This is a genomic window from Rhizobium sp. P1_E1 (genome assembly GCF_056406015.1).
Map to the genome: position 1 here is coordinate 41313 of NZ_JBFUAY010000011.1, position 25033 is coordinate 66345.

The 25033-nt window shown below is 61.2% G+C and carries 21 protein-coding genes, 1 tRNA gene and 1 pseudogene; 15 read left to right on the forward strand and 8 right to left on the reverse strand.

The window, feature by feature from the left end:
* The 3 genes from AC1D1Z_RS06930 to AC1D1Z_RS06940 all read right to left on the reverse strand — a co-directional run bounded on the left by AC1D1Z_RS06930 (position 1) and on the right by AC1D1Z_RS06940 (position 2606).
* Positions 1–687, reverse strand: coding sequence for an LON peptidase substrate-binding domain-containing protein (locus tag AC1D1Z_RS06930; protein ID WP_018448275.1), 687 nt, complete (start codon positions 685–687; stop codon positions 1–3).
* Positions 688–961: 274 nt separating this feature from the next.
* Entirely contained in the window at positions 962–1936 is a 975-nt protein-coding gene (trxA, locus tag AC1D1Z_RS06935) for a thioredoxin (RefSeq protein WP_477849941.1), read from the reverse strand.
* A 160-nt stretch (positions 1937–2096) separates the two neighbouring features.
* Positions 2097–2606: a prolyl-tRNA synthetase associated domain-containing protein gene (locus AC1D1Z_RS06940; RefSeq protein ID WP_112905494.1), complete on the reverse strand. Its 510-nt coding sequence runs from the start codon at positions 2604–2606 to the stop codon at positions 2097–2099.
* A 256-nt stretch (positions 2607–2862) separates the two neighbouring features.
* On the opposite strand from AC1D1Z_RS06940, the gene AC1D1Z_RS06945 reads away from it, so the two are divergent.
* A tRNA-Gly gene (locus AC1D1Z_RS06945) sits at positions 2863–2937 on the forward strand.
* A 190-nt stretch (positions 2938–3127) separates the two neighbouring features.
* Here AC1D1Z_RS06945 and AC1D1Z_RS06950 read toward each other — a convergent pair.
* On the reverse strand, positions 3128–3877 hold the full coding sequence (locus AC1D1Z_RS06950) for an SDR family NAD(P)-dependent oxidoreductase (RefSeq protein ID WP_131646931.1): 750 nt from the start codon (positions 3875–3877) through the stop codon (positions 3128–3130).
* Between the two features lie 58 nt (positions 3878–3935).
* On the opposite strand from AC1D1Z_RS06950, the gene AC1D1Z_RS06955 reads away from it, so the two are divergent.
* On the forward strand, positions 3936–4868 hold the full coding sequence (locus AC1D1Z_RS06955) for a LysR family transcriptional regulator (protein ID WP_165505465.1): 933 nt from the start codon (positions 3936–3938) through the stop codon (positions 4866–4868).
* On the opposite strand, the pseudogene AC1D1Z_RS06960 reads toward AC1D1Z_RS06955, so the two are convergent.
* Positions 4867–5120 (reverse strand): annotated as a pseudogene (locus AC1D1Z_RS06960) (response regulator transcription factor); the annotation flags it as partial. The gene AC1D1Z_RS06955 and the pseudogene AC1D1Z_RS06960 sit on opposite strands and share 2 nt — an antisense overlap.
* A 508-nt stretch (positions 5121–5628) precedes the next feature.
* Here AC1D1Z_RS06960 and AC1D1Z_RS06965 point away from each other — a divergent pair.
* The 3 genes from AC1D1Z_RS06965 to AC1D1Z_RS06975 all read left to right on the forward strand — a co-directional run bounded on the left by AC1D1Z_RS06965 (position 5629) and on the right by AC1D1Z_RS06975 (position 8054).
* A complete protein-coding gene (locus AC1D1Z_RS06965; RefSeq protein WP_165505466.1) occupies positions 5629–6582 on the forward strand; it encodes an MBL fold metallo-hydrolase in 954 nt (317 codons plus the stop codon).
* Between the two features lie 147 nt (positions 6583–6729).
* Positions 6730–7482 carry an SDR family oxidoreductase gene (locus AC1D1Z_RS06970; RefSeq protein ID WP_477849945.1) on the forward strand — a complete coding sequence of 251 codons (753 nt, stop codon included), beginning with the start codon at positions 6730–6732 and terminating at the stop codon, positions 7480–7482.
* 146 nt (positions 7483–7628) lie between these two features.
* Positions 7629–8054 (forward strand): cupin domain-containing protein, encoded by a 426-nt coding sequence (locus tag AC1D1Z_RS06975; protein ID WP_047620262.1) that lies wholly within the window; start codon positions 7629–7631, stop codon positions 8052–8054.
* A gap of 392 nt (positions 8055–8446) precedes the next feature.
* Here AC1D1Z_RS06975 and AC1D1Z_RS06980 read toward each other — a convergent pair whose 3' ends face one another.
* The 3 genes from AC1D1Z_RS06980 to AC1D1Z_RS06990 all read right to left on the reverse strand — a co-directional run bounded on the left by AC1D1Z_RS06980 (position 8447) and on the right by AC1D1Z_RS06990 (position 11997).
* Complete coding sequence (locus AC1D1Z_RS06980) at positions 8447–9652, reverse strand: NAD(P)/FAD-dependent oxidoreductase (RefSeq protein ID WP_446967145.1); 1206 nt, start codon at positions 9650–9652, stop codon at positions 8447–8449.
* 113 nt (positions 9653–9765) lie between these two features.
* On the reverse strand, positions 9766–10596 hold the full coding sequence (locus tag AC1D1Z_RS06985; protein WP_112905499.1) for an alpha/beta fold hydrolase: 831 nt from the start codon (positions 10594–10596) through the stop codon (positions 9766–9768).
* Between the two features lie 450 nt (positions 10597–11046).
* Positions 11047–11997: a helix-turn-helix domain-containing protein gene (locus tag AC1D1Z_RS06990; RefSeq protein WP_131646933.1), complete on the reverse strand. Its 951-nt coding sequence runs from the start codon at positions 11995–11997 to the stop codon at positions 11047–11049.
* A 565-nt stretch (positions 11998–12562) separates the two neighbouring features.
* Between AC1D1Z_RS06990 and AC1D1Z_RS06995 the strand changes: the two genes are divergently transcribed.
* The 10 genes from AC1D1Z_RS06995 (at position 12563) to AC1D1Z_RS07040 (ending at position 24978) form a co-directional block, all read left to right on the forward strand.
* Entirely contained in the window at positions 12563–12769 is a 207-nt protein-coding gene (locus tag AC1D1Z_RS06995) for a hypothetical protein (protein ID WP_162769100.1), read from the forward strand.
* Between the two features lie 229 nt (positions 12770–12998).
* The gene (locus AC1D1Z_RS07000) at positions 12999–14441 is read left to right on the forward strand and encodes a M81 family metallopeptidase (RefSeq protein WP_131646934.1); all 1443 of its coding nucleotides are present in this window, start codon (positions 12999–13001) and stop codon (positions 14439–14441) included.
* Between the two features lie 207 nt (positions 14442–14648).
* A complete protein-coding gene (locus tag AC1D1Z_RS07005; protein ID WP_012759394.1) occupies positions 14649–15380 on the forward strand; it encodes a FadR/GntR family transcriptional regulator in 732 nt (243 codons plus the stop codon).
* A gap of 88 nt (positions 15381–15468) precedes the next feature.
* Positions 15469–16977 carry an ABC transporter substrate-binding protein gene (locus AC1D1Z_RS07010; RefSeq protein WP_130718239.1) on the forward strand — a complete coding sequence of 503 codons (1509 nt, stop codon included), beginning with the start codon at positions 15469–15471 and terminating at the stop codon, positions 16975–16977.
* Positions 16978–17143: 166 nt separating this feature from the next.
* Positions 17144–18091: an ABC transporter permease gene (locus AC1D1Z_RS07015; RefSeq protein ID WP_018448289.1), complete on the forward strand. Its 948-nt coding sequence runs from the start codon at positions 17144–17146 to the stop codon at positions 18089–18091.
* Complete coding sequence (locus tag AC1D1Z_RS07020) at positions 18088–18963, forward strand: ABC transporter permease (RefSeq protein WP_047620256.1); 876 nt, start codon at positions 18088–18090, stop codon at positions 18961–18963. Before AC1D1Z_RS07015 ends, AC1D1Z_RS07020 begins: the two co-directional genes overlap by 4 nt.
* Before the next feature lie 21 nt (positions 18964–18984).
* Positions 18985–20769 carry a gamma-glutamyltransferase family protein gene (locus AC1D1Z_RS07025; protein WP_477849951.1) on the forward strand — a complete coding sequence of 595 codons (1785 nt, stop codon included), beginning with the start codon at positions 18985–18987 and terminating at the stop codon, positions 20767–20769.
* Between the two features lie 2 nt (positions 20770–20771).
* Positions 20772–21527 carry a DUF1028 domain-containing protein gene (locus tag AC1D1Z_RS07030; protein WP_477849953.1) on the forward strand — a complete coding sequence of 252 codons (756 nt, stop codon included), beginning with the start codon at positions 20772–20774 and terminating at the stop codon, positions 21525–21527.
* Positions 21528–21551: 24 nt separating this feature from the next.
* Positions 21552–23390: an ABC transporter ATP-binding protein gene (locus AC1D1Z_RS07035; RefSeq protein WP_477849955.1), complete on the forward strand. Its 1839-nt coding sequence runs from the start codon at positions 21552–21554 to the stop codon at positions 23388–23390.
* Between the two features lie 253 nt (positions 23391–23643).
* A complete protein-coding gene (locus AC1D1Z_RS07040) occupies positions 23644–24978 on the forward strand; it encodes a glucoamylase family protein (RefSeq protein ID WP_047620252.1) in 1335 nt (444 codons plus the stop codon).
* The last annotated feature ends 55 nt before the right edge of the window (positions 24979–25033 follow it).

Genomic DNA, 25033 nt, shown 5'->3' on the forward strand with positions numbered 1-25033 from the left:
CTACTGCAGAACCGTGTCGGAGTCACCGAAGACGCGCGCCAGCACGATTTCGGTAATGGCGATCAGCGTCTCGGCCCGCGTCTTCAGGTCCGGCGCCTCCAGCAGCGCTTGCTTTTCTGCCGGCCCGAAGGGCGACATCATCGCCAGCGAATTGACGAGCGTCAGATTGCTCGCCCGTTCGACGCTCTCCCAGTCGGCCTCGAGCTTGTTGGCATCGAGATAGGCCTTGAAGGCGGTCAGAAGTGCCGCCCGGTCGACCGCCTCCTCCTCGTTCGCGGCCGAGAGGTCGGCGATGAACGGGGCGATACGGAAGATGCGGAAGGGATCGTTGGTCGTTTTCTCCTCCAGCAGCCGGAAGCGGCAGACGCCGGTCAGCGATACGATATAGCGCCCGTCGCCGGTCTCCGCGAAGGAGGTGATCCGACCGAGGCAGCCGACAGCGGCAAGGTTGGGCTCGCCGCCCTTGTCCTCATGTTCGCCAAGCGCCGGCTGCACCATGCCGATCAGCCGGTTTCCGGTCAGTGCTGCATCCAGCATCGCCAGGTAGCGCGGCTCGAAAATGTTGAGGGGAAGCTGCCCGGCCGGCAGCAGGAGGGCGCCGGTCAGGGGGAAGACAGCGATCGCATCAGGCAGATCGCCCGGCTTCAGGTATCTGGCATTCCCGACTTGCATGAAACCGTCCCGCATTCTTGTAACGGGCATGCCCGTTCTGACGAGAATGTGGTGCCCTCGTCCGAAAACGCAAGGGCAGATGCTCGAAACTTAACTCATACCCTGAAAATCAGGATCGATGTTCGAGCAGGATTATACGTGGATTGAATGCGATAGCGCGCGGTTGGCGCGTCCTGTTGGACGCGCGGAGCCGGGAGCAATTCCGGGAAAAGTGCGAAGCGGTTTTCCCGGAATTGCGTGAAAACAAAAGGCTAGAGCGGTGCTGCGCTTCCAGGAAAGCTGGATCGCTTTACGAGAACAGCATGGCTGAAAGCTTGCGGCGCGCTGCAACCGTCGCCGGATCCTTGAAGCCCCAGACTTCAAAGAATTGAAGCAATTGGCGGCGGGCGCCATCATCGTCGAAGGCACGGTCCTTGCGCATGATCAGAAGCAGATGGTCGGCCGCTTCGTCGCGCCGGCCTTCGACATTGCGAATCTTGGCGAGCTTCAGACGCGACTCGTGGTCATCGGGATTGGCAGCCAGCTCGCGCTCAAGCGCAACGGGATCGCCGAGCTTGCGGGCCTCTTCGATCTGCTCGAGCTTCATCAGCACGGCCTGGATGCCGGCGTCTTTCGCCAGCTCTTCCGGCAATTCCGTCAGGATTTCGCGCGCCCGCTGATGCTGGTTTGCGGCGATCATGCATTCGGCCATTCCGGCAAGCGCCTTGGCATTCTCGGGGTCGGCCTGCATGACAGCGCCATAGAGCTGAGCAGCCTCGTTGATATTGCCGGCAGCAAACAGTTCCGCCGCTTCCGCAAGTACGGCTTCGATTTCCGCCGCCTCGTCGGCGCCGGCCGGACCGGCGATCCGGTCGATGAACTGCTGGATCTGACTTTCCGGCACCGCGCCCATGAAACCGTCGGCGGGGCGACCGTTGACGAAGGCGATGACGGYGGGGATCGACTGGATGCCGAGCTGGCCGGCGATCGAGGGATGATCGTCGATGTTCATCTTGACCAGCCGGACGCGGCCCTTGGCTTCGTTGACCACTTTCTCCAAGACCGGCGTCAGCTGTTTGCACGGACCGCACCAGGGCGCCCAGAAATCGACCAGCACCGGCTGCTTGCGCGATTCCTCGATCACATCCTTGCCGAAATTCGCGGTCGTCGTATCCGTGATGTAGCTGCCGGCCGCAGCCGCGGGTTCCGGTGCCCCGCCGAAGCTTGTCGTCGCCGTCATCTGATTTCCGAAGGAACCGCTATAGGGGTTGTCGCTGCCGCTCATAGGTATCTCCCGCCGCGCCGATCCTTCCGGCGTCTTTGCTAAAGCATCTCGCGCAAAACTGTGGTGCGGTTTTGCGATAAAGACATGCGCAAAACCAAAGACTAAAGCGCGGCAAGCGAATCTAAAAGATCGCCACGCGCTTTAGCGCTAAAATCGTATGTCAGGACGTCACTTTCAAGACAAGTGGCTTATGTCCCGTCGCTTCCATGAAACGGACGAGGTCACTGCTCGCAATCGAGGTCGTCGCATCATTGGATAGCGGATGGCAGTTGACGATCTCCTCGCGCATCAGCTCGGCATCGAGCACGAAGGTGACATTCTCCGCAGTATCGTTGATCGCGCCGAACGCCGTGACCGAACCCGGAGCCACGCCGAGATACTCCATCAGCTTCTCCGGTCTGCCGAAAGAGACCCGGCCGGACCCGCCGATGGCATTATGCACCTGCTTGAGGTCGACGGCAGCATTTTCCTCCACCGTCAGCAGAAAATACTTGTCCTTCTTGTCCTTGACGAAGAGATTCTTGGTGTGCCCGCCGGGGATCTCGTCGCGCAGGGCCACCGATTCGGCGACAGTGAAGACCGGCGCATGGTCCACGGTGTTATGGGCGATGCCGAGCCCGTCGAGAAAGGCAAACAATTCTTCTCTGGTCTTGGGGGCATTTTCGGACATGGGGCAATCCATTGGACGGGAAGGGAAAAAAGCGAGGCGTCTTGATTAAGTCCGTCCACATCGTTTGGCAATCTTTGCGACCGACGCTTTGCCCCGCATTTGCGGCCTTTCCGCCCGAGCTCTGCGAACACCAGAATTTTTCTTCGCCTCACCGTCATTTCCCTGTTGCATTTGAAAACCCGTTAGGCCATATAGCGCCGGTCGCCGCGAGGCGGCGCCCACGGTCCAATAACTACCCCGGACCGATGCGGATTGAGCGGGTGTAGCTCAGGGGTAGAGCACAACCTTGCCAAGGTTGGGGTCGAGGGTTCGAATCCCTTCGCCCGCTCCAGTTTCCAAATTGCCCATACCGAAGACACAGGTAACAGATTGTTCCTCAGACACGGGTGACAACCTCGTGCCGAACGAATTGTCGGTGGTTTGCAAAGTCCTCTGCTCCAGGTCGATATATCCCAGATCATAGTCCACCGACAGCTTCGACAGGTTGTAGAGCCCGTTGGGGCTGGCAAAGGGCAGGCCGTTTAAGCCAGGGTCATACCGCCATCGACGTGAAGCTCGATCCCGTTGACAAAGCTTCCCGCGTCGGAGGCGAGGAAGAGTGCGGCGCGCGCCAACTCTTCCGGTCGGCCGAGACGGCCGGCAGGGATCAGGGAAGCCATGTAATCTTCGAATGCCGGTCGCTCGGCCTCCGATACGCCCAGCTTGGCGAGGATTTCCGTCTCGACCGGTCCCGGGCTCAGGATGTTGACGCGGATCCGCCGCGGCTTGAATTCGATCGCCCAGTTTTTCGCAAAGGCAGCGGTTGCTGCCTTTGAACCGGCATAGACAGTATGGTCCGGGAGGACCTTCGTGGCCGCGAGCGAGCTCGTAACGATGATGTTTCCGCCGTCGCGGATCAGAGGGGCGATCGTCTGCACGCCGAAGAACACGCCGCGCGTATTGATTGCGAAGTGCCGGTCATAGTCTGCCGGAGTCACCTCGGCGGAGGGGGTGAGGTTGATGATCCCGGCATTGGCCATGTAGATGTCGAGCCCGCCGAAGCGGCTCTTCACGGTGTCCGCCAGCCTGCGATGATCTTCCAGGTCGGCGGCATCACCCACGAAGCCGATGGCCGACGGACCGATTTCTTGCACGGCGCGGTCGACAGCATCCTCCCGGCGCCCGGAAATGATGACCTGCGCTCCTTCTTCCGCGAACAGCCGAGCGGTCGCCTTGCCGATGCCGCTATTGCCGCCGGTGATGACGGCGACCTTGTCTTTGAGGTGTTGCATTGCTTATCTCCTTTCAACGAGAAATGAGATAAACGCTGCCATCCTTCGTCATTAGATCATGGGCGGGCACATGATCTGTGCCGCGGAGGTGCAAATGCCGAATCTGCTCAACGAGATGCCCGGATTGATGGCTTTTGTGCGGACGGTAGAGGCCGGATCGTTCAGCGCCGCGGCCCGCGATCTGGCGACGACACCGTCAGCGGTGTCGAAGAGCGTGGCGCGGCTGGAAAAGAAGATTGGCGCCCGGCTGTTCCTGCGCTCCACGCGCGCCCTGATGCTTACCCAGGACGGGCAACTTTTCTTCGACCGCGTTGCGCCGCTGTTGCGGGACCTGGATGCAAGTGAAGAGGCGATCAGGTCCGACGTTGCGCCCTCGGGTCGCTTGCGCATCAGCATGCCTAGCGAAATGGCCCCTCTACTGCTGCCGCGCATATTCGAAAGCTTTGCAGCCGACTATCCGAACCTGCATCTCGAAGTCGGACTTACGGATCGGTTCGTCGACCTGATCAGGGAGGACTACGACGTTGTGCTGCGCGTTGGAAATCCCGCGCCGGGGGACCTCATGGTTCGTCACCTGGCCGACCTGCCGATGACGATCGTCGGGTCTCCGACCTTTCTGAAGACCTGGGGCAATCCTGCAACTGCCGAAGCGCTGGCGGCTTTGCCCTTTGCCCGCTATGCACTGGGTGGTGTCACGCAGCCTCTGCGCCTGCCGGACGGGACGAGCTTCATTCCCTTCGGGCGCGTCGATTGCGACTCAGGGGCCGCACTCATTCAGGCTGCGCTCAGTGGGCTGGGGGCGGCCTATCTTCTGCGATGTCTGGTCGCGAAAGACCTGGCAGACGGCACGCTTGTTACACTCGCGGCGGGGTTTGCGTTCCCTAGCGCTCCCTTTAATGCACTGCACGCCTTTGGTCGCACCGTGCCGTTGCGCGTAAAACTGGTCTGCGATTTCATCGCCCGCGAGGCAAAAGCCCTCGAAGCCATCTGAGCTTGACCGTGACTTCGCTGATGCCGAGGTCGAAAGCGATCTGTTTGTTGAGGCGCCCGCGCGTCACCACCTCGCGTAGGATCTCGCGCTCGCGATGCGTCAGCATCCCTAAACGTTCAAGATTGCGTTTGACGACGATAGCTTCCGTGCGCCGGGGCCATCCAACGCGATACCGGCTATCACCGCATCGAGCAGCGTCTGGTCTGACACCGGCTTGGTGAGGAAATCCACAGCGCCCACCTTCATCGTTTTGGCACCGTTCCGCCCGCTTGGGAAAGCGCGCCGAGCTTCAATCAACGGCCCCGAGATGTTGATGGCGAGGCCTGTTGGAAAGGCCGCAGCACCAGCTTGCCAGACGAGTGACGTCTCGTTGCTATCTCAGATGGGGCGATGGTGTTCCAACTCGATATCGGATGCCGACCCTAAGGTCGAAGCAGTCGAGAACCACGTAAACGACGATCCCGAAGGCCAGGATGTCTTTGAGGATCATTGCCGGACGTTTCTCTCGCGGCTGCATCCAACAAACCGGCGAAACCCCGGGCGACTGCCGCATGCGCATGCGTCAACAGCAATTGCTCTGCAGCGGCAGCAATCGTTCTGGCGCAGCCGCAGATCGGTTTCGCTAGATCATTAGAGGACACGCCAGCAGTGAGTGTGTCACCGACCGCTAGAGACTTCACCCGCATTGACCGCGCTTCCCGTCCAGGAAGCGTAAGCCACCCAGGATTAGCACCAGGATAGAACACAGGAGTTTTCAAAGATGAACCAGATGATCAATGACACTCAGAAGTCAGGCATGAAACTGGACAACAGCTCACATCCCAGCAGACCGGCGCCCGAAGAGCTGGTTCCGTCGCGCTATGCGGTACGGATCGGCGAGATTGACGTGCTGGTGATCAGCGATGGGGTGCTACCGCTCCCAACCGCGATGTTGGGACACAACGCCGAGCCGGCCGCCCGGGCCGCCTGGCTGGGCGACATGTTCCTGCCGCCGGACGCCTTCGACTGGGCACTGAACGTGGTCGTGGTGCGCAGCGGCGGGCAGACCATACTCATCGACGCCGGGTTAGGATTAGACCCGGACTTGAACTTGCCGCGGGCCGGGCAGTTGATGAAGCGCCTGGAGGCCGCCGGCATCGATCTTGGATCCGTGACCGACGTGGTGCTGACACACATGCACATGGACCACGTTGGCGGGCTGCTCGTCGACGGGGTGAAGGAACAGCTGCGTCCGGACCTGCGGATCCACGTGGCGGCGGCCGAGGTCAAATTTTGGGAGTCGCCCGATTTCTCCCACGTCTCGATGCCGGCGGGCTTCCCCGACGCGCTTCGGGCGGCCGCCAAGCGGTTCGCCAAAGAGTATCGCAGCCATCTCAGGCTGTTCGAGGATGAGCATGAAGTAGCGCCGGGCGTGGTCGTCTCTCGTACCGGCGGGCACACCCCTGGGCACAGCGTGGTCCGCGTGGCCTCAGGCAACGACCGTCTGATGTTTGCCGGCGACGCCGTGTTCGCGGTCGGGTTCGACCACCCCGACTGGTACAACGGCTTCGAACATGACCCCGAGGAGGCTGCCCGCGTTCGGGTCCGGCTTTTGCGGGAGCTTGCAGCGACCGGCGAACTGTTGGTGGCAACGCATATGCCGTTTCCTTCCGTTGGCCATGTCGCGGTCGACGGCGACGCCTTTCGTTGGGTCCCGGTCTTTTGGGACTACTGACCGCTTGTTGAATTAAGGCCGAACCAAAGCGTGCATCCTTGAAGGCCGTGCCCAGCCCGGCCTTCAAGCCCGCGCTTCAACCAGCCTTCACCTATCCACCTATTGAACCACGCGCACCGCATGGGCGCGCAGCAAATGGAGCGTCTTATGAAAATCGTGATTATCGGCGGAACCGGCCTGATCGGTTCCAAGACCGCAGAGCGCCTGCGCAAGAAAGAGCATGAGGTCATTGCCGCTGCCCCGAAAACCGGCGTTAACACCCTTACCGGGGAGGGCTTGGCGGAAGCACTGAAGAATACCGACGTGGTGATCGACCTCGCGAACTCGCCATCCTTCGAGGATAAGGCCGTGCTTGAATTCTTTCAGACGGCGGGCAAGAACCTGATGGCAGCGGAAATCGCGGCCGGCGTGAAACACCACATCGCGCTTTCCATCGTCGGCACGGATCGGTTGCCGGATAGCGGCTATCTTCGAGCCAAGGTCGCCCAGGAAAAGATCATCCGGGAAGCCGGCATTCCCTACACCATCGTGCGTTCCACACAGTTCATGGAATTTCTCGGCGGTATCGCCCAGGAGGGCACGGTTGGCGACACGGCCCGCTTGTCGACAGGTTCCCTGCAGCCGATCGCGTCCGACGACGYCGCCGATTTCGTGACGGACGCGGCGCTTGCCGCGCCGGCTAACGGCATTATCGAAATCTGCGGCCCCGAGCGCGCGCGTCTCTGCGATTTCGCCGCGCGCTACCTCAAGGCGATCGGAGATTCCCGCACCGTTGTCGCAGATCCGGATGCCCGCTATTTCGGCACCAAACTGGAAGACGGTTCACTCGTCTCCGACAATCATCCTCGCATCGGCCGCATCGGTTTCGACGATTGGTTTGCGACAACGCCCAGAAAATAACGAGTTGCGCATTGGCCGCCTGATAAGCGGCCCATGCGCCCACAGCATTACATTTTGATGGCCATGTCAAACATCAAAAAGATATATAAAAACAATATGTTATATGGAAACAGCGATCGACTCCAAGTCATGAAAGGACGATAAACATGATCAAGTCATTGGCTTTTGCCGTCGCATTGACGGCTCTCCTGTCAGGTTCGGCTCTCGCGCATGATGCACCCGGTGGCGGGGAGGGCGCAAAGGTTACGCTGGTCTATGACCACAAACTGCCGAACGTACCCGGCAAGAGCATGAAGGGCGTTCTCGTCGAATATGCTCCGGGTGGTTTCTCGGAGGGCCATACACATCCAGTGTCCGCCTTCATTTACGCGACCGTTCTCGAAGGCGCGATCCGCAGTCAGGTCAACGATGGCCCCGTCACTGTCTATAGCGCCGGTGAAAGCTTCTCAGAATTTCCGGGCGATCGCCACGGTGTCAGCGAAAACGCCAGCAAGACTAAGCCGGCAAAGCTGCTTGCTGTCTTCGTGGTCGATACCACTGAGCAGGAACTGACCTTCCCGATCAAGAAATAGGCGATCTGGCCGGGCACGATGCCGTGCCCGGCAGTTCATTGGCACAAACCATGATCGGTGAACCTAGCTATGTCTAGTGATGACAACTTCAGCCGGTCGTCCTGATCAACACTCTGGGAATCGCCGGGATCGTCGTGTGGCACACAGGGCGGAAACCGTCCGACAGGTCGCCTGATCGTCCAGATCCTTTTCTTTAACGGCATGAGTCTCGTGCCTTTTATGGCAAGCATCGCGCCGCACCAGCCCGATGGTATCGCACGCCTTCAAAGATTGCTTACGAGCCGAAAGCGCTCGGGAAGAAGTGATCGATGAAAGATGAATTGCGTCAGGAACAAGCCGGAATATGGCAAGCTGCGCTCTTATTCAGAGCGCAGCCTCATCTCGGGATCCGATCACAGTTTGGTCACATGCTCCGGATCAGCTGAGGCCAGCGCAGCGGCGCGCTCGGGCTTCGGCGGATAGATCCAGACGGTGTTGATCTCCTGCTTGGTCGCCTTCGCTTTCTCGCCGACCATCTCCACCTTGCGATCCCATCCTCGCGTAAAGAGGGCTCCGGCATCGCCGAGGTCGAGGCAGGTGACATAGGCTTCCTGATGATATTGCCGTGCTGGCACGCCCAACAGTTCAGCGGCGGCGTTGTTGCCCGCGAAGGCGCCCATGCGTGTGGCGTGCTGGCACGACATCAGTGCGTAGTTGCCGCAGTCGTCGCAAGCGGCGCGCGCCGCATCCCCGGTGGCGAAGACGCCGGGCACGGACGGCACGCGCAGGCAGCCATCGACCAGCAGCCGGTCGAACTTGTCACGCTCGCCGGGAATTTTGGTGGTCAGCGGATTGGCCCGTATGCCTGCCGCCCAGATGACGGTCTTGGTTTCGATATGCTCACCGGTACTCAGCGTAACTCCGGATTTATCCAGCGATGAAACGCCGGCATTGAGCCGCGTTTCCACGCCGAGCTTGTGAAGTGCTTCCTCGATGATCGGGCGCGGACCTTCGCCCATGTCGGGGGCTACCGCGCCGCTGCGGTCGACGATAATGACACGCGGATTGGCCGCCTTGTCGAACAGGGTCCGCAGCCGCGAAGGCATCTCGGTCGCCGCCTCGATGCCTGTGAAACCAGCGCCGGCAACAACGATTGTGTCGCGAGCGGCCGAGGCCGGCATCTTCGCAAGCTCGTGCAGGTGGCGATCAAGGGCAATGGCGTCATCGATGTTATCGACGCTGAAGGCGTAGTCGGCGAGGCCGGGAATATTCGGACGGAACAGCCGGCTGCCGGTGGCGAGCACAAGGCGATGATACTGAAGGGACTTTCGTTCGCCCTTGGCATTGACGACGTCTACGGTACCGGCCTTCGTATCGACCGCTTCAACGCTGCCCTGCACGTAGGCGACATCGACGGCGTCAAATACGTCCTGCAAAGGTGCCGTCAGGCTCTCGGGTTTCGGCTCATAAAGCCGGGGGCGGATGACGAGCGTCGGTTCCGGGGACACCAGCGCGATTTCGAGCTCTTCAGGCGAAACGCCTTCGATATCGCGCAGGCGGGCTGCGGAAAGTGCGGCGTACATACCGGCGAACCCGGCGCCTACAATCACAAGTCTCATGTTATTCACTCCATGGTTTGTAGTTTCAAAGGGTCGCGCGTCACCGTTGCCGCTCCCGATGGGCGGCGAGATGGTCGGTAACGATGGCGCGCGGATTGGTGAAGCGACGTCGCTCAGGCGGTGATGAAGGCCAGCATGTCGGCGTTGACGACATCTGCATGGGTCGTGCACAACCCATGCGGCAGTTTCTCGTAGATTTTCAGCGTGCTGGCCTGCAGGAGCTTCGCCGACAATGGAGCGGCTGCACCGATGGGAACGATCTGGTCGTCATCGCCATGCAACACCAGCGTCGGCACGGTGATGCTCTTCAGGTCCTCGGTGAAATCCGTCTCCGAGAATGCCTTAATGCCTTCGTAATGCGCTTTCGCGCCGCCCATCATGCCCTGACGCCACCAATTCGAGATCACCGCCTGCGACGGCTCGGCACCCGGGCGGTTGTAACCGTAGAAGGGGCCGCTCGGAAAATCGCGATAGAACTGCGAGCGGTTGGCAGCGAGCTGGCTGCGCAATCCGTCGAATGCCTCGATCGGCAGACCGCCGGGATTGGCGCCGGTCTTCAACATCAGTGGCGGCACGGCCGCAATCAGGATCAGTTTGGCAACGCGACCTTTGCCGTACCGCGCGACATACCGCGCGGCTTCACCGCCGCCGGTAGAGTGGCCGACATGGATCGCGTTGCGAAGATCGAGGTAGTCGATCATTGCGGCAACATCGGAGGCGTAGTGATCCATGTCATGACCGTCGCTCACCTGGCTCGATCGGCCGTGACCACGGCGATCATGAGCGATCACGCGAAAGCCTTTGCCGAGGAAGAAGAGCATTTGATTATCCCAATCGTCGGAGCTGAGGGGCCAGCCATGGTGAAAGACGATCGGCTGAGCGGACTTCGGTCCCCAGTCCTTGTAAAAAAGCTGAACACCGTCGCTGGTTGTAATGGAGGTCATTGTGCTGATCCTTTGGAGAATATTTGTTTCGGCGCCCGTCATTGCCGGACGGACAGTTGCTAAAATCGGGTATGCAAGCCGCTACGGGTCGCGTCGTTGCGATTGACCCGTAATCGGTGTCCCAGACCATCCTTTGTCTCCGCAGGATCCATCGGTATGGGCGCAATGGTGGTTTAGCGAAACACGTCTACGGCTGCGCCAGAGGGATTGGCGCCATTGCAGAGCAATTGCGGTTTAGCGGGTGCRCCGCAGTTCATTGCCCGGCGTTTTACCGGTCAGCTTTCGAAATGTGGCGGCCAAGGCTGTTTGTGAGGCGCAGTCAAGTGAGGCTGCGACCAACGCCATGCCAGGGGGATTGCGCGGCAGGGTCGTCGTGTGCTCGAGCCGATGGTGTGAAAGCGAAGAACGGGACAGTCCGGAATCTGAGGCGAGGGCGAAAGGAGATTACGGTCAGCCGTGGCGGCGGCGCCAATCAGTCGGTGTTTCACCGGTCAATTTTCGGAATGCAGCTGCAAATGCTGTTTGCGAGGCATAGCCGAGGGAGGCGGCGACCAACGCGATCGAATTTTGAGGATCGCGCAGCATGTTTATGGCTTGCTCGAGCCGATATTGACGCAGCCAGTTGTGAGGTGAAAGCCCCGTGCTTTCCTTGAAAGCGCGACAGAAATGAAAACGCGACAGCCCGGAATCGGCAGCGAGGGCACCGAGGGAGACGTCCGCGTCGGCGTCCGACCGCAATCGTTCGATGGCCCGGCGCAGCACGCTCGGCGCGAGGCCGCCGAGCGCCGGCTGATAGCTCGGTGCCTTGCCTGTGTGCGCCGCCAGCAGGCGCGTGGCTAGAAGGTCAGTCAACTGCTGCCTGAACAGTGTATCCAGTGCCGTATTGCCTTCCAGGACATCGGCTGCGCTCAGGAGCAATCGGGATGTAATGAGGTCCGGATGCGCCGTTCGCTCCAACAGATCGGTCGGCGTGAACGTATCGGTTTCGTCGGCAATGCGCGTCAGTGTCGTGCGGGGAAGATAGAGCTGAACGACATCAACCGGTTTTGGAATATCCCATCGGGAGCTTGATCCAGCCGGGATGATGATCACAACCCCGCGACGAAACGTTCCGCTCTCGACCGATCGTCCGGACCGCCGTTCCATGCGCTGTATCACGCCGTTGTAAGCCATGATGACGTGGTCGGTCATGGGCTCGACGACATCATGCAAGGGGTCGTGATTCCAGTGGGCGATTGCACCGCCGGAGGGGTCTGCCGCAAGATGGATTGGCGCAGTCCTCAGAACGCGCGACATCTCGTTTGCAGGATTCTGGTCAGCAACCGGCATTTCGTCCCGGCGCGCCTCGATTGTCTCAGCCGGCGAGCTCTCGAGATGATCGCTGGAGCAAGGCACGCTCATGGTTGCCCGCTCGTTGACGAGCGATGCTTATGTGCGGTCCCGTCAACAATCGCGGGATCATTAAGCATCCGCCTATGCTGGCCGACGTTGTCAGTCCTACTACCCATGACATGCCCCAATGTCGCGAGCGATTTCGCCGTTCTTTTGGTTATTCGCGGTGTCTGATGCAGGGTAAATATCAAAAGCTTTCGAGGGGGAAAACCTATTCTCCAGGATAGGTTGCCTTCGCCATTGGACCTCGTTCTCAACCGATTACATGTTTGYATGGCGCCACGATTGATGCCCTTGCGCCGTGYGGCAAGGGACCATATTCGTTCCGAAACTCATGGCAGGAGCTGATTTGACGCCTTGCGCTACGTTTCCGAGGTCATTTTGGCAGGAATCCGTGAGCTGGTACCCATTCTCGAAGAATACGACGGATAGCCTCCGAGTGGGCAGGCGCATCGACTTCCTGTTCGCTGAACCTGTCGAGCGCTTCGCTGAATTCATCGGCCAGCCAGACCCCCACCATAATCTATATAGCACTTCGGAATCCCGAAATTGGTTGCGGTGTTGAAATCATTGGATGTTTGCCCGCAACGACACCGCCCAAAACGCGACGAATTTCGGAATCCCGAAGCGGGGGAATTTCGGGATTCCGAAGTGGGATTTTTTCTTCGTGGCGACGCTGACGCGTTTGTCGACAGCAATCGGCCCGCAGCATCCGACGGAAAAAACCGAGTCGGTCGGAGGCTCATCGATTAAGGCACCTTCAACCTCGACGCCGGCTTAGAAGATCAAGTTTGTAATTATTTTGGTTGATTGGTTCGTTTGTAAACTTATTGTCGAGGCAAAAAGGACGCGTCTTCGGATCGGACCCTGAATGTTCAGTTTATCGCAGCACAAACGCCTTCGAGCGACACCGATCCGCACCCAGCGCGTCGATGCCGGCGCTCGGGCCAGGGTGCCAGCATCGCCGTCAACACCTTCCTGATCGCTCCCAACATCAACTGAGGTTTCCCATGCGCATCGCCGTCGGTGGCATTCATACCGAATGCAGCACATACAATCCCGTCCTGAACGAAGAGAAGGATTTTCGCGTGGTGCGTGGCGAGTCGCTGCTGGAAGCACCGTATTTCGCCTTCCTCAAGGATTATGACGCCGACTTCTTGCCGACCATCCATGCACGCGCCATTGCCGGCGGTCCGGTTTCGCGCGCCACCTACGAGGCCTTCAAGGGCGAATTCCTCGAGCGGCTGAAGCCGATGCTGCCGCTTGACGGTCTCTATCTCGCCATGCACGGCGCCATGTATGTCGAGGGCATGGAAGATGCCGAAGGCGACTGGATCAGTGCGGCCCGCGCGCTGGTCGGCGAAGATTGCACCGTTTCGGCAAGCTACGACCTGCACGGCAACGTCACGCAGCGCATCATCGATGCGCTCGACATCTATTCCACCTATCGCACCGCGCCGCATATCGATGTCGAGGAGACGATGCGCCGCTCCGTCTTCATGCTGGTCAAGAGCCTGAAAACTGGCGTGAGGCCGACCCTTCTCTGGGCGCCGATCCCGGTCGTGCTGCCCGGCGAACGCACCAGCACCGTCGATGAGCCGGCAAAGAGCCTCTATGACATGCTGCCCGGGATCGATGCGATTGATGGCGTCTGGGACGCATCGCTGATGGTCGGCTATGTCTGGGCCGACGAACCGCGCGCCACGGCTGCCGCCATCATGACCGGCACCGACCGCGGCGTGCTGGAGCGCGAGGCCAACCGCCTCGCCAAGGCCTATTGGGATGCGCGCGAAGACTTTGTCTTCGGCTGCGAGACCGGCTCGGTCGAAGAATGCGTCGAAAGGGCGATCGCCAGCCCGACCGCGCCAGTGGTACTTGCCGAATCCGGCGACAATCCGACCGGCGGCGGCGTCGGGGACCGGGCCGATGTACTGGCCGAACTGATCGCCAGGGATGCCACCGGCGTCGTCTTTGCTGGCATCGCCGACAAGGCGGCGACCGAGGCCTGTTATGCCGCAGGCATAGGCTCGGAACTGGAGCTCAGCGTCGGCGCCTCGCTCGATACCAAGGGCAGCAAGCCGGTCTTCGCCCGCTTCACGGTCAAGTTCCTGCATGAGACATCAGATCCTGCCGACCGCCAGGCGGTGGTTTCGGTCAGTGGAATTGATCTGGTGCTCTCCGCCAAACGCCGGCCCTATCACAATATCGTCGATTTCACCCGGCTCGGCCTCGACCCGCACCGGGCGAAGATCATCGTCGTCAAATCGGGCTATCTCTCGCCGGAACTGGCCCCGATTGCCAATCCGAACCTGATGGCGCTGTCGACAGGTGTTGTCGACCAGTTCGTCGAGCGCCTGCCGCGGCTGCGCAAGCAGCATCCGACCTATCCCTTCGACAAGGATTTTGCCTTCGAGCCGCAAATCTTTCTCTCCGCACGCTCGACGCCGGCCTGAGCTTCACCTGAACCAATTGCATTTTTCTGAATAACATTGTCGATCGCGCCGCCCTGTCGCCGCGGTCGACTGTTTTCCCGTATCGCGGCAATCGCGGGAATTGAGCAAAAAACGAGCAGATTTTGATTTGCACAAAAAAGCGCTTGACGCTTGGCATGATTTGGTTTGCACTGAACCAATAGAAAATTGGTACGGACCATTAAGCGAATGCCGATGGATGAGACGCAGGGCAATTCGAATTATGCGCTGGAGAGGCTGAGGGCTCTCCTACGGTCCGACAGTCTCGACGCCGACGGCAAGCTGCCGACCGAGCGCACCCTTTCGGAAATGCTTGGCGTCGGCCGCCGTGCCGTCCGTCGCGCCCTCGAAGTGCTGGAGGCCGAGGGCCGCATCTGGCGCCGCCAAGGCTCCGGCACCTATGCCGGCCCGCGCCCCGACGGTTGGAGCGATCATGTCGGCTCGATCGTTGCCGGCACCGATCTCATGGAAGTCATGGAAGTGCGCCTGCGCATCGAGCCGCAGCTCGCCCAGCTTGCCGCCATGCGCGCCAAGGCCGCCGATATCGAGCGCATGTACGATCTGGTGAAGAAGATCTACGAAAGCACCGATGCCGACGGGCGCGAACTATGGGACGGGGCGCTGCACCGCCAGATCGCCCAATGCGCCGGCAACGGTTTCTTCCTCACCATCTTCGACGTCATCAACCGGGTGCGGCAGGACGAGGCCTGGCAGACGATCCGCGAGCGCGCCCGCAGCGCCAGCCGGACGCGGCCCGTCACCTTCGGCCAGCACACGGCAATCGTCGATGCGATCGCCGCTCGTGATCCTGCCAGGGCGGGTGAAGCCATGCGCCAGCATCTGCTGACGCTGCAGGAAAGCCTCATCCGCATCACTTCGCTCGATCATAGCGAAACGGAGGTCGACAAGACCCTCGCCTGACCGGGGTGAGCAGGAGAAAAAACACGGACGGGCCATAACCGCCGGAATGGAAGCAAAAACCAAACAAAACAGAACAGAGGAGAATGGAATGAAGATCGCCAAATTGCTGACCGCCACCGTTGCCGGCGCGCTGTTTGCGCTTCCTGCCTTCGCCGTCGACCTGAAGATCGGCTTGCAGGACGATGCCGACGTGCTCGATCCCGCGCAGTCGCGTACCTTCGTCGGCCGCATCGTCTACACCGCGATGTGCGACAAGCTCGTCGACGTCTCACCGGATCTGAAGATCGTGCCGCAGCTCGCCACCGAATGGAGCTGGTCGGCCGACGGCAAAGAGCTCACCATGAAGCTGCGCCAAGGCGTCAAGTTCCATGACGAGACCCCCTTCAACGCCGAAGCCGTCGTCGCCACGATCGAGCGCAACATCACCCTGCCGGAATCACGCCGCAAGAGCGAGCTCAGCTCGGTCGCAAAGGTCGAGGCGACAAGCGAATACGAGGTCAAGTTCACCCTCAAGGCGCCTGACGTCACCCTTCTTGCCCAACTTTCCGACCGCGCCGGCATGATCGTCTCGCCAAAGGCCGCCAAGGAACTCGGCGCCAAGTTCGGCGATCACCCGGTCTGCGCCGGTCCGTTCAAGTTCGTCGAGCGCGTCCAGCAGGACCGCATCGTGCTCGAGAAGTTCCAGGACTACTGGAACAAGGACAAGATCTTCATCGACAAGCTGACCTATCTGCCGATCCCGGATACGACGGTGCGCCTCGCCAATCTGCGGTCCGGCGATCTCGACATGATCGAGCGTCTGGCCGCCACCGACGCTGAAGCCGTGAAGTCGGATTCGAGCCTCGTCTATGCCGATGCCGTCGGCACCGGCTACATGGCGCTCTATACCAATATCGGCAATGGTGCGCGTGCCGACAATCCTTTCGGCAAGGACAAACGCCTACGCCAGGCCTTCTCGCTGGCGATCGACCGCGATGCCGTCAACCAGATCGTCTATGAAGGCACAGCCGTCTCCGGCAACCAGCCCTTCCCGCCGAGCAGTCCATGGTTCGACAAGGATATTCCCGTCCCCGCCCGCGATCTCGACAAGGCCAAGGCCCTGATCAAGGAAGCCGGCTTCGACCGCGTGCCGATCGAGCTGCAGATCCCGAACAATCCTGTCGCCATGCAGATGATGCAGATCATCCAGTCGATGGTCGGTGAAGCTGGCTTCGACGTCAGCCTGAAATCGACGGAATTCGCAACACTGCTGAGCGAGCAGACCGCCGGCAACTATCAGCTCAGCCGTTCCGACTGGTCCGGCCGCGTCGATCCCGATGGCAACATCCATCAATTCATCACCTGCAAAGGCGGCATCAACGACACGAAATACTGCAACCCCGAGGTGGACAAGCTGCTGAACGAAGCCCGCGCATCGACCGACGATGCCGTGCGCAAGCAGAAATACAATGCTGCCGCCGTCATCCTCAACGACGATCTGCCGATCATCTATCTCGGCCATCAGTCCTGGATCTGGGCGCTGCACAAGAACATCACCGGCTTCATCCCGTCGCCGGATGGCATGATCCGCCTCGTCGGCGTCAAGAAAGCCGGCTGATCATAAGCAAAATCATGCGGCGGAAATCTCCGCCGCATGATTCTAAAGCGCGTCGCAATCTTTCAGATTCGCTTCACGCGCTTTAGCTTTTTGTTTTACGCATGTCGTTATCGCAAAACCGCTGCACACTTTTGCGCGACATGCTTTGGTCGTGTCAGGATCGCCCATGTATACCTACATCGCCAAACGGCTCTTGGTCGCCATACCGACGCTTTTGATCATTTCGGTCTTCGTCTTCTCGCTGCAGAAGCTGCTGCCCGGCGATCCAATCCTCGCCATGGCCGGCGAGGAACGCGATCCGCAGGTTCTCGAATTCCTGCGCGAGAAATACCGGCTGAACGATCCCGTGCCCTATCAATATGTCCGCTGGCTGGGTGCCGCCCTTCAGGGTGATCTCGGCATTTCGCTGCGCACCAACCAGCCGGTTCTGCAGCTCGTCGGCGAAAAGCTGCCGGTCACCATCCAGCTCGCCATCATGTCGATGATCTTCGCCTTTGCGATCGGCGTGCCGATGGGCATCCTGGCGGCCGTCAAGAAGAACACGATGATCGACTATCTCGCCAACATCATCGCGCTGACCGGTCTGTCGATCCCGAATTTCTGGCTCGGCATCATGTTGATCCTCCTGGTTTCGGTCAATCTCGGCTGGCTGCCGGCATCAGGCTACGAACCCTTCTTCAGCAACCCACTGCGGTCGCTGGAAACCATGCTGATGCCCTCCTTCGTGCTCGGCAACGCGCTGGCGGCGACCCTGATGCGGCATACCCGCTCGGCAATGCTCAGTGTGCTGAGCGCCGACTACATCCGCACCGCCCGCGCCAAGGGACTGCCGGAAAGCACCGTCGTGCTCGAACACAGCTTCCGCAATGCGGTGCTGCCGATCGTGACGCTGACCGCGCTGCTCTTCGGCGAACTGCTCGCCGGCGCCGTGCTGACAGAACAGATCTTCACCATTCCGGGTTTTGGAAAGCTCATCGTCGACGCCGTCTTCAACCGCGACTACGCCGTCGTCCAGGGCGTGGTGATCTGCACGGCGATCGGCTTCATTCTGATGAACCTCTTGGCCGACATCCTCTACGTCCTGCTCAATCCGCGCATGAGGGCCGCCCTATGACCGCGATCGGAGAGACCGGCATTCCCTCCGCGGTCGACCGCACGCCGAGCCGCGCCTGGCGCAAGCTGAAGGCCAACAAGGGCGCCCTCGTCGGCCTTGCGATCATCGCCTTCTTCGCGATCCTCGCGGTTGCCGCCCCCCTTCTTCCGATTCCCGATCCGAACGCCACAAGCTGGTCGGCGATCCGCAAGGCGCCCTCCGCCACCCATTGGCTCGGCACCGACGACATCGGCCGCGACATTCTTTCCCGGATGATCTGGGGCGCGCAGGCTTCGCTGATGGCAGGCGTCTTCTCGGTGGCGATCGCCGTTGTCATCGGCGTGCCCTTCGGCCTCGTCTCCGGTTATTTCGGCGGCTGGATCGATATGGTCATCTCCCGCATCACCGAAGCCTTTCTCGCCATGCCGTTCCTCATCACCGCGATCGCACTCGCAGCCTTTCTCGGTCCGAGCCTGACCAATGCGATGATTGCGATCGGCCTTTCGGCCATGCCCGTCTTCGTGCGGCTGACGCGCGGCCAGGTGCTTTCGGTCAAGACCGAGGAATATGTCGAGGGCGCCCGCTCGATCGGTCTCCGGTCCTCGAGCATCATCATCCGCTATATCCTGCCGAATGTTTTTGCGCCGATCCTCGTGCAGGCGACGTTGACGATCGCCACCGCGATCATCGCCGAGGCGAGCCTCTCCTTTCTCGGCCTCGGCCAGCAACCGCCGGCGCCGAGCTGGGGCTCGATGCTGAACGTCGCCAAGAATTTCCTCTCCCAGGCGCCATGGATGGCGATGTGGCCGGGTGCCGCGATCTTCCTCGTCGTCATCGGTTTCAATCTCTTAGGCGACGGCCTGCGCGATGCGCTTGATCCGCGCGAAGCATGATTTCTCGAAAGGACATTTGACATGACCGCATTCACGACCCGTCCCGAGATCCTCGGCACCTTCGGTGTCGTTACCTCCACACACTGGATCGCCTCGGCTGTCGGCATGAGCATTCTCGAAAAGGGTGGCAACGCCTTCGACGCGGCGGTGGCGACGGGCTTCGTACTGCAGATCGTCGAGCCGCATCTTTGCGGCCCGGGCGGCGACCTGCCGGCGGTGATCTATTCAAAAAAGAAGGACAAGGTCGAGGTCATCTGCGCGCAGGGGCCCGCCCCCGCCGGCGCAACGATCGAACACTACACGGCGGAAGGCCTGAGCCTGATCCCCGGCGACGGGCTGCTTGCGACCGTCATCCCCGGCTCCTTCGACGGCTGGATGCTGATGCTGCGCGACTACGGCTCGATGAGCGTGCGCGAGGTGCTCGAGCCAGCAATCTACTACGCCGAACACGGCCATCCGATGCTGCCGCGCGTCTCTGCCACCATCAAGGGGCTCGCCGCCTTCTTCGAGAAGGAATGGCCGACCTCCTACAAGACATGGCTGCCCAATGGCAGCACGCCCGAAGCGCATGCGAATTTCAGAAATCCGGTGCTTGCCGAAACCTGGAAGCGCGTCATCGCCGAGGCCGAGGCGAAAAGCGGCCGGGAAGCGCAGGTCGAGGCGGCCCGCGACGCCTTCTATCGCGGCTTCGTCGCCGAGACGATCGATGACTATCTCAAAACTGCAGAGGTGATGGATGCGAGCGGCAACCGCCACAAGGGCGTTTTGACTGCCAACGACATGGCGAACTGGTCGGCAACCATCGAGGAGCCGCTGACCTATGATTATCATGGCTGGACCATCGCCAAGATCGGCCCCTGGGGCCAGGGTCCGGTCTTCCTGCAGACCCTGTCGATCCTCAAGGGCTTCGATCTCGCCGCGATGAACCCCGTTGGCGCCGATTTCGTCCATACCGTCGTCGAGGCGATGAAGCTCGCCTTCGCCGACCGCGAAGTCTATTACGGCGATCCTGATTTCTCGGAGATCCCTGTCGMGCACCTGCTGTCGGAGACCTATGCAGCCGCGCGCCGGAAGCTGGTCGGCGCAGACGCCTCCTTCGATCTTCGCCCCGGCATCGTGCCTGGCTTCGAGGCGCAGCATGATCTGACGATGACGATGCTCGGCGCGGATTCGAAAACCGGCGCCGTCTACGAGCCGACCATGGCGCATCTTTCCGAAAAGCGCGGCGACACCGTGCATATCGACGTGATCGACCGCGACGGCAACATGGTCTCCGTCACGCCATCAGGCGGCTGGCTGCAATCCTCGCCGACCGTGCCCGGTCTTGGCTTTTGCCTCAATTCCCGCGCCCAGATGTTCTGGCTGAAACCAGGCCTGCCGACGTCGCTTGCCCCCGGCAAACGGCCGCGCACGACGCTGACGCCGTCGCTCGGCCTCTACGAGGGCCGCCCGACGCTGGCCTTCGGCACACCGGGCGGCGACCAGCAGGAGCAGTGGCAGCTCTCCTTCTTCCTGCGTTATGCGCATCACCAGCTGAACCTGCAGGCGGCGATCGACCAGCCGCTGTTCCACACCTCGCATTTTCCAGGCTCCTTCTATCCCCGCACCCGCGAACCCGGCAGCCTGATGGCGGAGGCGAATTTCGGCCCCGAGGTCCTTGATGCCCTGCGCCGCAAGGGCCACAAGCTGACGGTCGCCGATCCCTGGACGATCGGCCGGCTGACCGCCGCGAGACGCGATAGCGACGGACTGTTGCGCGCCGCAGCCACCCCGCGCCTGATGCAGGCCTATGCGATCGGACGATAACCATGACCTGGTCCATCGTCGCCCGTGATCCCTCGACCGGTCATCTCGGCATCGCCGTCGCGACCCGCTTCTTCGCCGTCGGCGCCCTTGTGCCGTATATTCGCGGCGGCATCGGCGCCGTCGCCACGCAAGCCTTCGTCAGCCCGCTTTACGGCGTCGACGGCCTGTCGCTGCTGGCCGCCGGCAAGGCGCCGGAGGAAATCATCGCCGACCTGACCGCGCGTGACGCCGGCCGCGATCAACGGCAGCTGCACCTCATCGATGCGAAGGGGCGCAACGCCGCCTTCACCGGCACCGCGTGCATCGACTGGGCGGGGCATCTGATCGACGAAAACGTCTCGGTCGCCGGCAACATGCTCGCGGGTCCCGACGTCGTCGCCGAGACGCTTGCCACCTACAACAAGGCGATGGACAAGCCGCTAGCCGAACGCCTGCTGCTGGCCATGCAGGCAGGCGAGGATGCCGGCGGCGACAAGCGCGGCAGGCAGTCCGCCGCCCTCGTCATCCATCGCGATCAGGATTATCCCTGGCTGAGCATCCKCGCCGACGATCATCCCGATCCGCTTGCCGAACTTGTCCGCCTCCATGCAGTGGCGGGTGAACGTTACCTGCATGTCGCCGAGACGATGGCCACGCGGCAAAATCGGAACGGCATGACCGACAGGCGCGAGATCGACGAAAAGATCGCGACGCTGGAAGCGGCCCGCATCACGGCAGGCAGGCCTTCCGCCTCCTTCGCCACACCTTTGAAGACGTGAATCAGATAAAACTAAGGGAACGACATGCGTGATGTTTCTTCGGCCCCCGCCTCTCCGGTTCTCTCCGTCCGGAACCTGACAACCTCCTTCCTCGTCGATGGCGACTGGAAGCCGGTGGTGCGCGACGTCTCCTTCGACGTCATGCCTGGCGAGACGGTGGCGATCGTCGGCGAAAGCGGCTCGGGCAAGAGCGTCACCTCCCTTTCGATCATGCGGTTGCTCGCCAAGGGATCGAGCCGCATCGATGGCGCCATCACCTTGAACGGCAAGGATGTTCTCACCCTTTCGGAAAAGGAGATGCGGCAGGTGCGCGGCAACGACGCGGCCATGATCTTCCAGGAGCCGATGACATCCCTCAACCCGATCTTCACCATCGGCCGCCAGATCTCCGAAGCGCTCACCTGCCACGGCGAGATCGGCAAGGCCGAGGCGCGGGCCGAGACCGTGCGCCTGCTGGGAAAGGTCCGTATCCCCAACGCCGCTTCGCGCTTCGACGAATATCCGCACCAATTCTCCGGCGGCATGCGCCAGCGCGTGATGATCGCCATGGCGCTCGCCAGCCGGCCGAAACTGTTGATCGCCGACGAGCCGACGACGGCGCTCGATGTGACGATCCAGGGCCAGATCCTCGACCTGATCAAGATGCTGCAGGAAGAAGAGGGCATGTCCGTTCTCTTCATCACCCACGACATGGGCGTCGTCGCCGAAATCGCTGACCGCACCATCGTCATGTATCGCGGCGAGGCGGTGGAAACCGGCACGACCGACGACATCTTCCATCGCGGCAGRCATCCCTATACCCGCGCACTGCTCTCGGCCGTGCCGCGCCTCGGCTCGATGGCCGACCGGAAATGGCCGCTGCGTTTCCCCGTCATCGATACCACGACCGGCGAACGCCGCGAGCCGGTCGAGGTGGCCGATACCGTCGACCGCCGCCGGACACCGATCCTCGAAGTCAAGAACCTCGTGACCCGTTTCGATATCCGCGGCGGGCTGCTCGGTCGCAAGACGGGCGCGATCCATGCGGTCGAGGACGTCTCCTTCGATCTCTTCCAGGGCGAGACGCTGTCGCTCGTCGGCGAATCCGGCTGCGGCAAGTCGACCACCGGCCGCTCGATCACCCGCCTCGTCCAGCCGAACGGCGGCAGCGTCAGCCTCGACGGCTATGACGTGCTGAGCCTTGACGCCGTCAGTCTCAGGCGGATGCGCCGCAGCATCCAGATGATCTTTCAGGATCCCTTCGCCAGCCTCAACCCGCGCATGACCGTCGGCGCCGCCGTCGCCGAACCCATCACCGAACACGGCCTCGGCACCCGCGCCCAGGCCCGCGACAAGGTGGCCGATCTTCTCGAACGCGTCGGGCTGAAACCCGACATGATGAAACGTTACCCGCACGAATTTTCCGGCGGTCAGCGCCAGCGCATCTGCATCGCCCGCGCGCTCGCACTCGATCCGAAGGTGATCGTCGCCGACGAAAGCGTTTCGGCCCTCGATGTCTCGATCAAGGCACAGGTCTGCAATCTGCTGATGGACCTGCAGCAAAGTCTCAACCTCGCTTTCCTGTTCATTTCCCATGACATGGCGGTGGTTGAGCGCGTCAGTCACCGGGTCGCGGTGATGTATCTCGGCGAAATCGTCGAGATCGGCCCGCGCGCGGAATTGTTCAGCAACCCACAGCACCCCTACACGAAGAAGCTGATGGCAGCCGTGCCGGTTCCCGACCCCTCACGTCGCGGCATCAAGCGCAACCTCGGAACCGACGAGCTCAAGAGCCCCGTTCGCCCGGTTGGCTACGTCGCGCCGCCGCGTCGATACCGGGAAGTGACGGCGGGCCATCTGGTGCGGGTCGATGAAGCCGCCTGAGCGTGAAATCCACTCTTCAGAGCACTCGATAAACAAGTATTGCGGGAAAATAACCCGTCCTGGTGGCGCGCGGGCCGTCTTTTTTGCTGCACCGCTTATATGACTTCTGCTAGATATTATTTTACCGATAATTATTAACGACCGATTCCACCCTTTTGTGTTCTCTTATCCTTGCGAATCAAAAAGGTTTGATTTGCCCGGGGACGGCCCCCATGTTCAAGCATGGGGCGATGCAACAGTTGGGTAGGAGCCTATGCTGCAACGGATTGAAGACATTGATGCAGCGCTCGTCGACAGGCTGCAGCATTCGGCGTTCAAGTACTTCCTGAAATATACCAATCCCGAAAATGGCCTTGTGGCGGACACGTCGATCGGCGGGGTTCCGTGCAGCATCGCAGCCGTCGGCTTTGCGCTTTCCTCCTATCCTGTTGGTGTCGAGCGTTTATGGATCAGCCGCGAGGAGGCAGCCGAACGCACGGTCAATACGCTGCGGTTCTTCGCCGAGGCGCGCCAGGGCGAGGAACGCCACGCCACCGGCCACCGCGGCTTCTTCTACCACTTCCTGCACATGGATACCGGCCATCGCGCCTGGAACAGCGAGCTTTCGACCATCGATACGGCGCTGCTCGTCGCCGGCATCCTCACGGCCGCACAGTATTTCAATCGCGAAGACGACGAGACGGAGACTGAAATCCGTGAACTCGCCACCTTCATCTACGAGCGCGTCGACTGGCGCTGGGCGCTGAACAAGGGCGACACCATTTCCATGGGTTGGAAGCCCTCATCCGGCTTCCTGCGTTGGCGCTATCACGGCTTCGACGAGGCGATCATTCTCTATACGCTGGCGCTCGCTTCGCCGACGCACCCGATCCCGCAATCGAGCTACGACGCCTTCACGTCAAGCTATTCCTGGATGCTGCATGGCGAGCAGTCCTATCTCTATGCCGGGCCGCTCTTCATCCACCTCTTCTCGCATGCCTGGATCGATTTCCGCACCATTCAGGACAAGCCGATGGCGGAGCGAAACTGGGACTATTTCCGCAACACGCAGGTAATGATCGACGTCCAGCGTGACTATGCCGAGCGCAATCCCGGCCAGTTCGTCGGCTACAACAAGAATATCTGGGGTTTCTCTGCCTGTGACGGCCCCCCGCCGACACGGCGTATGCGCGGYGGCCGCCAGCCGAAGGTTCTGGGCTATGCTGCACGTGGCGCACCGCTCGGCCCGGATGACGGCACGATCGCACCTTGGGCAGCACTTGCCTGCCTGCCCTACGACCGGCAGGCGGCTCTCGACGGAACCAAGGCGCTTCTGACCACCTATCCGAACCTGCTCTTGGAAGGCGGCTTCCCTGGTGGCTTCAACCCGACCGTCAAGACCAAGCGGCCGGAAGGCTGGGTCGACGACCGCACCGTCGGCATCGACCAGGGTCTTGTCGTCATGACCATCGAGAACGAGCGCTCCGACTTCATCTGGAAGCTGATGCGGCAATCGCCGGTCATCCGTCTCGGCCTCGAGCGCGCCGGCTTTACCGGTGGCTGGCTCGAAGGCATCGAGCCGGAAGAAGTGGTGCGCAAGTTCGGCTAGCGCACAAGCCCGGAAATCGAAGCGGATTTCCGGAGAGGATGACGCGAAAACGAAA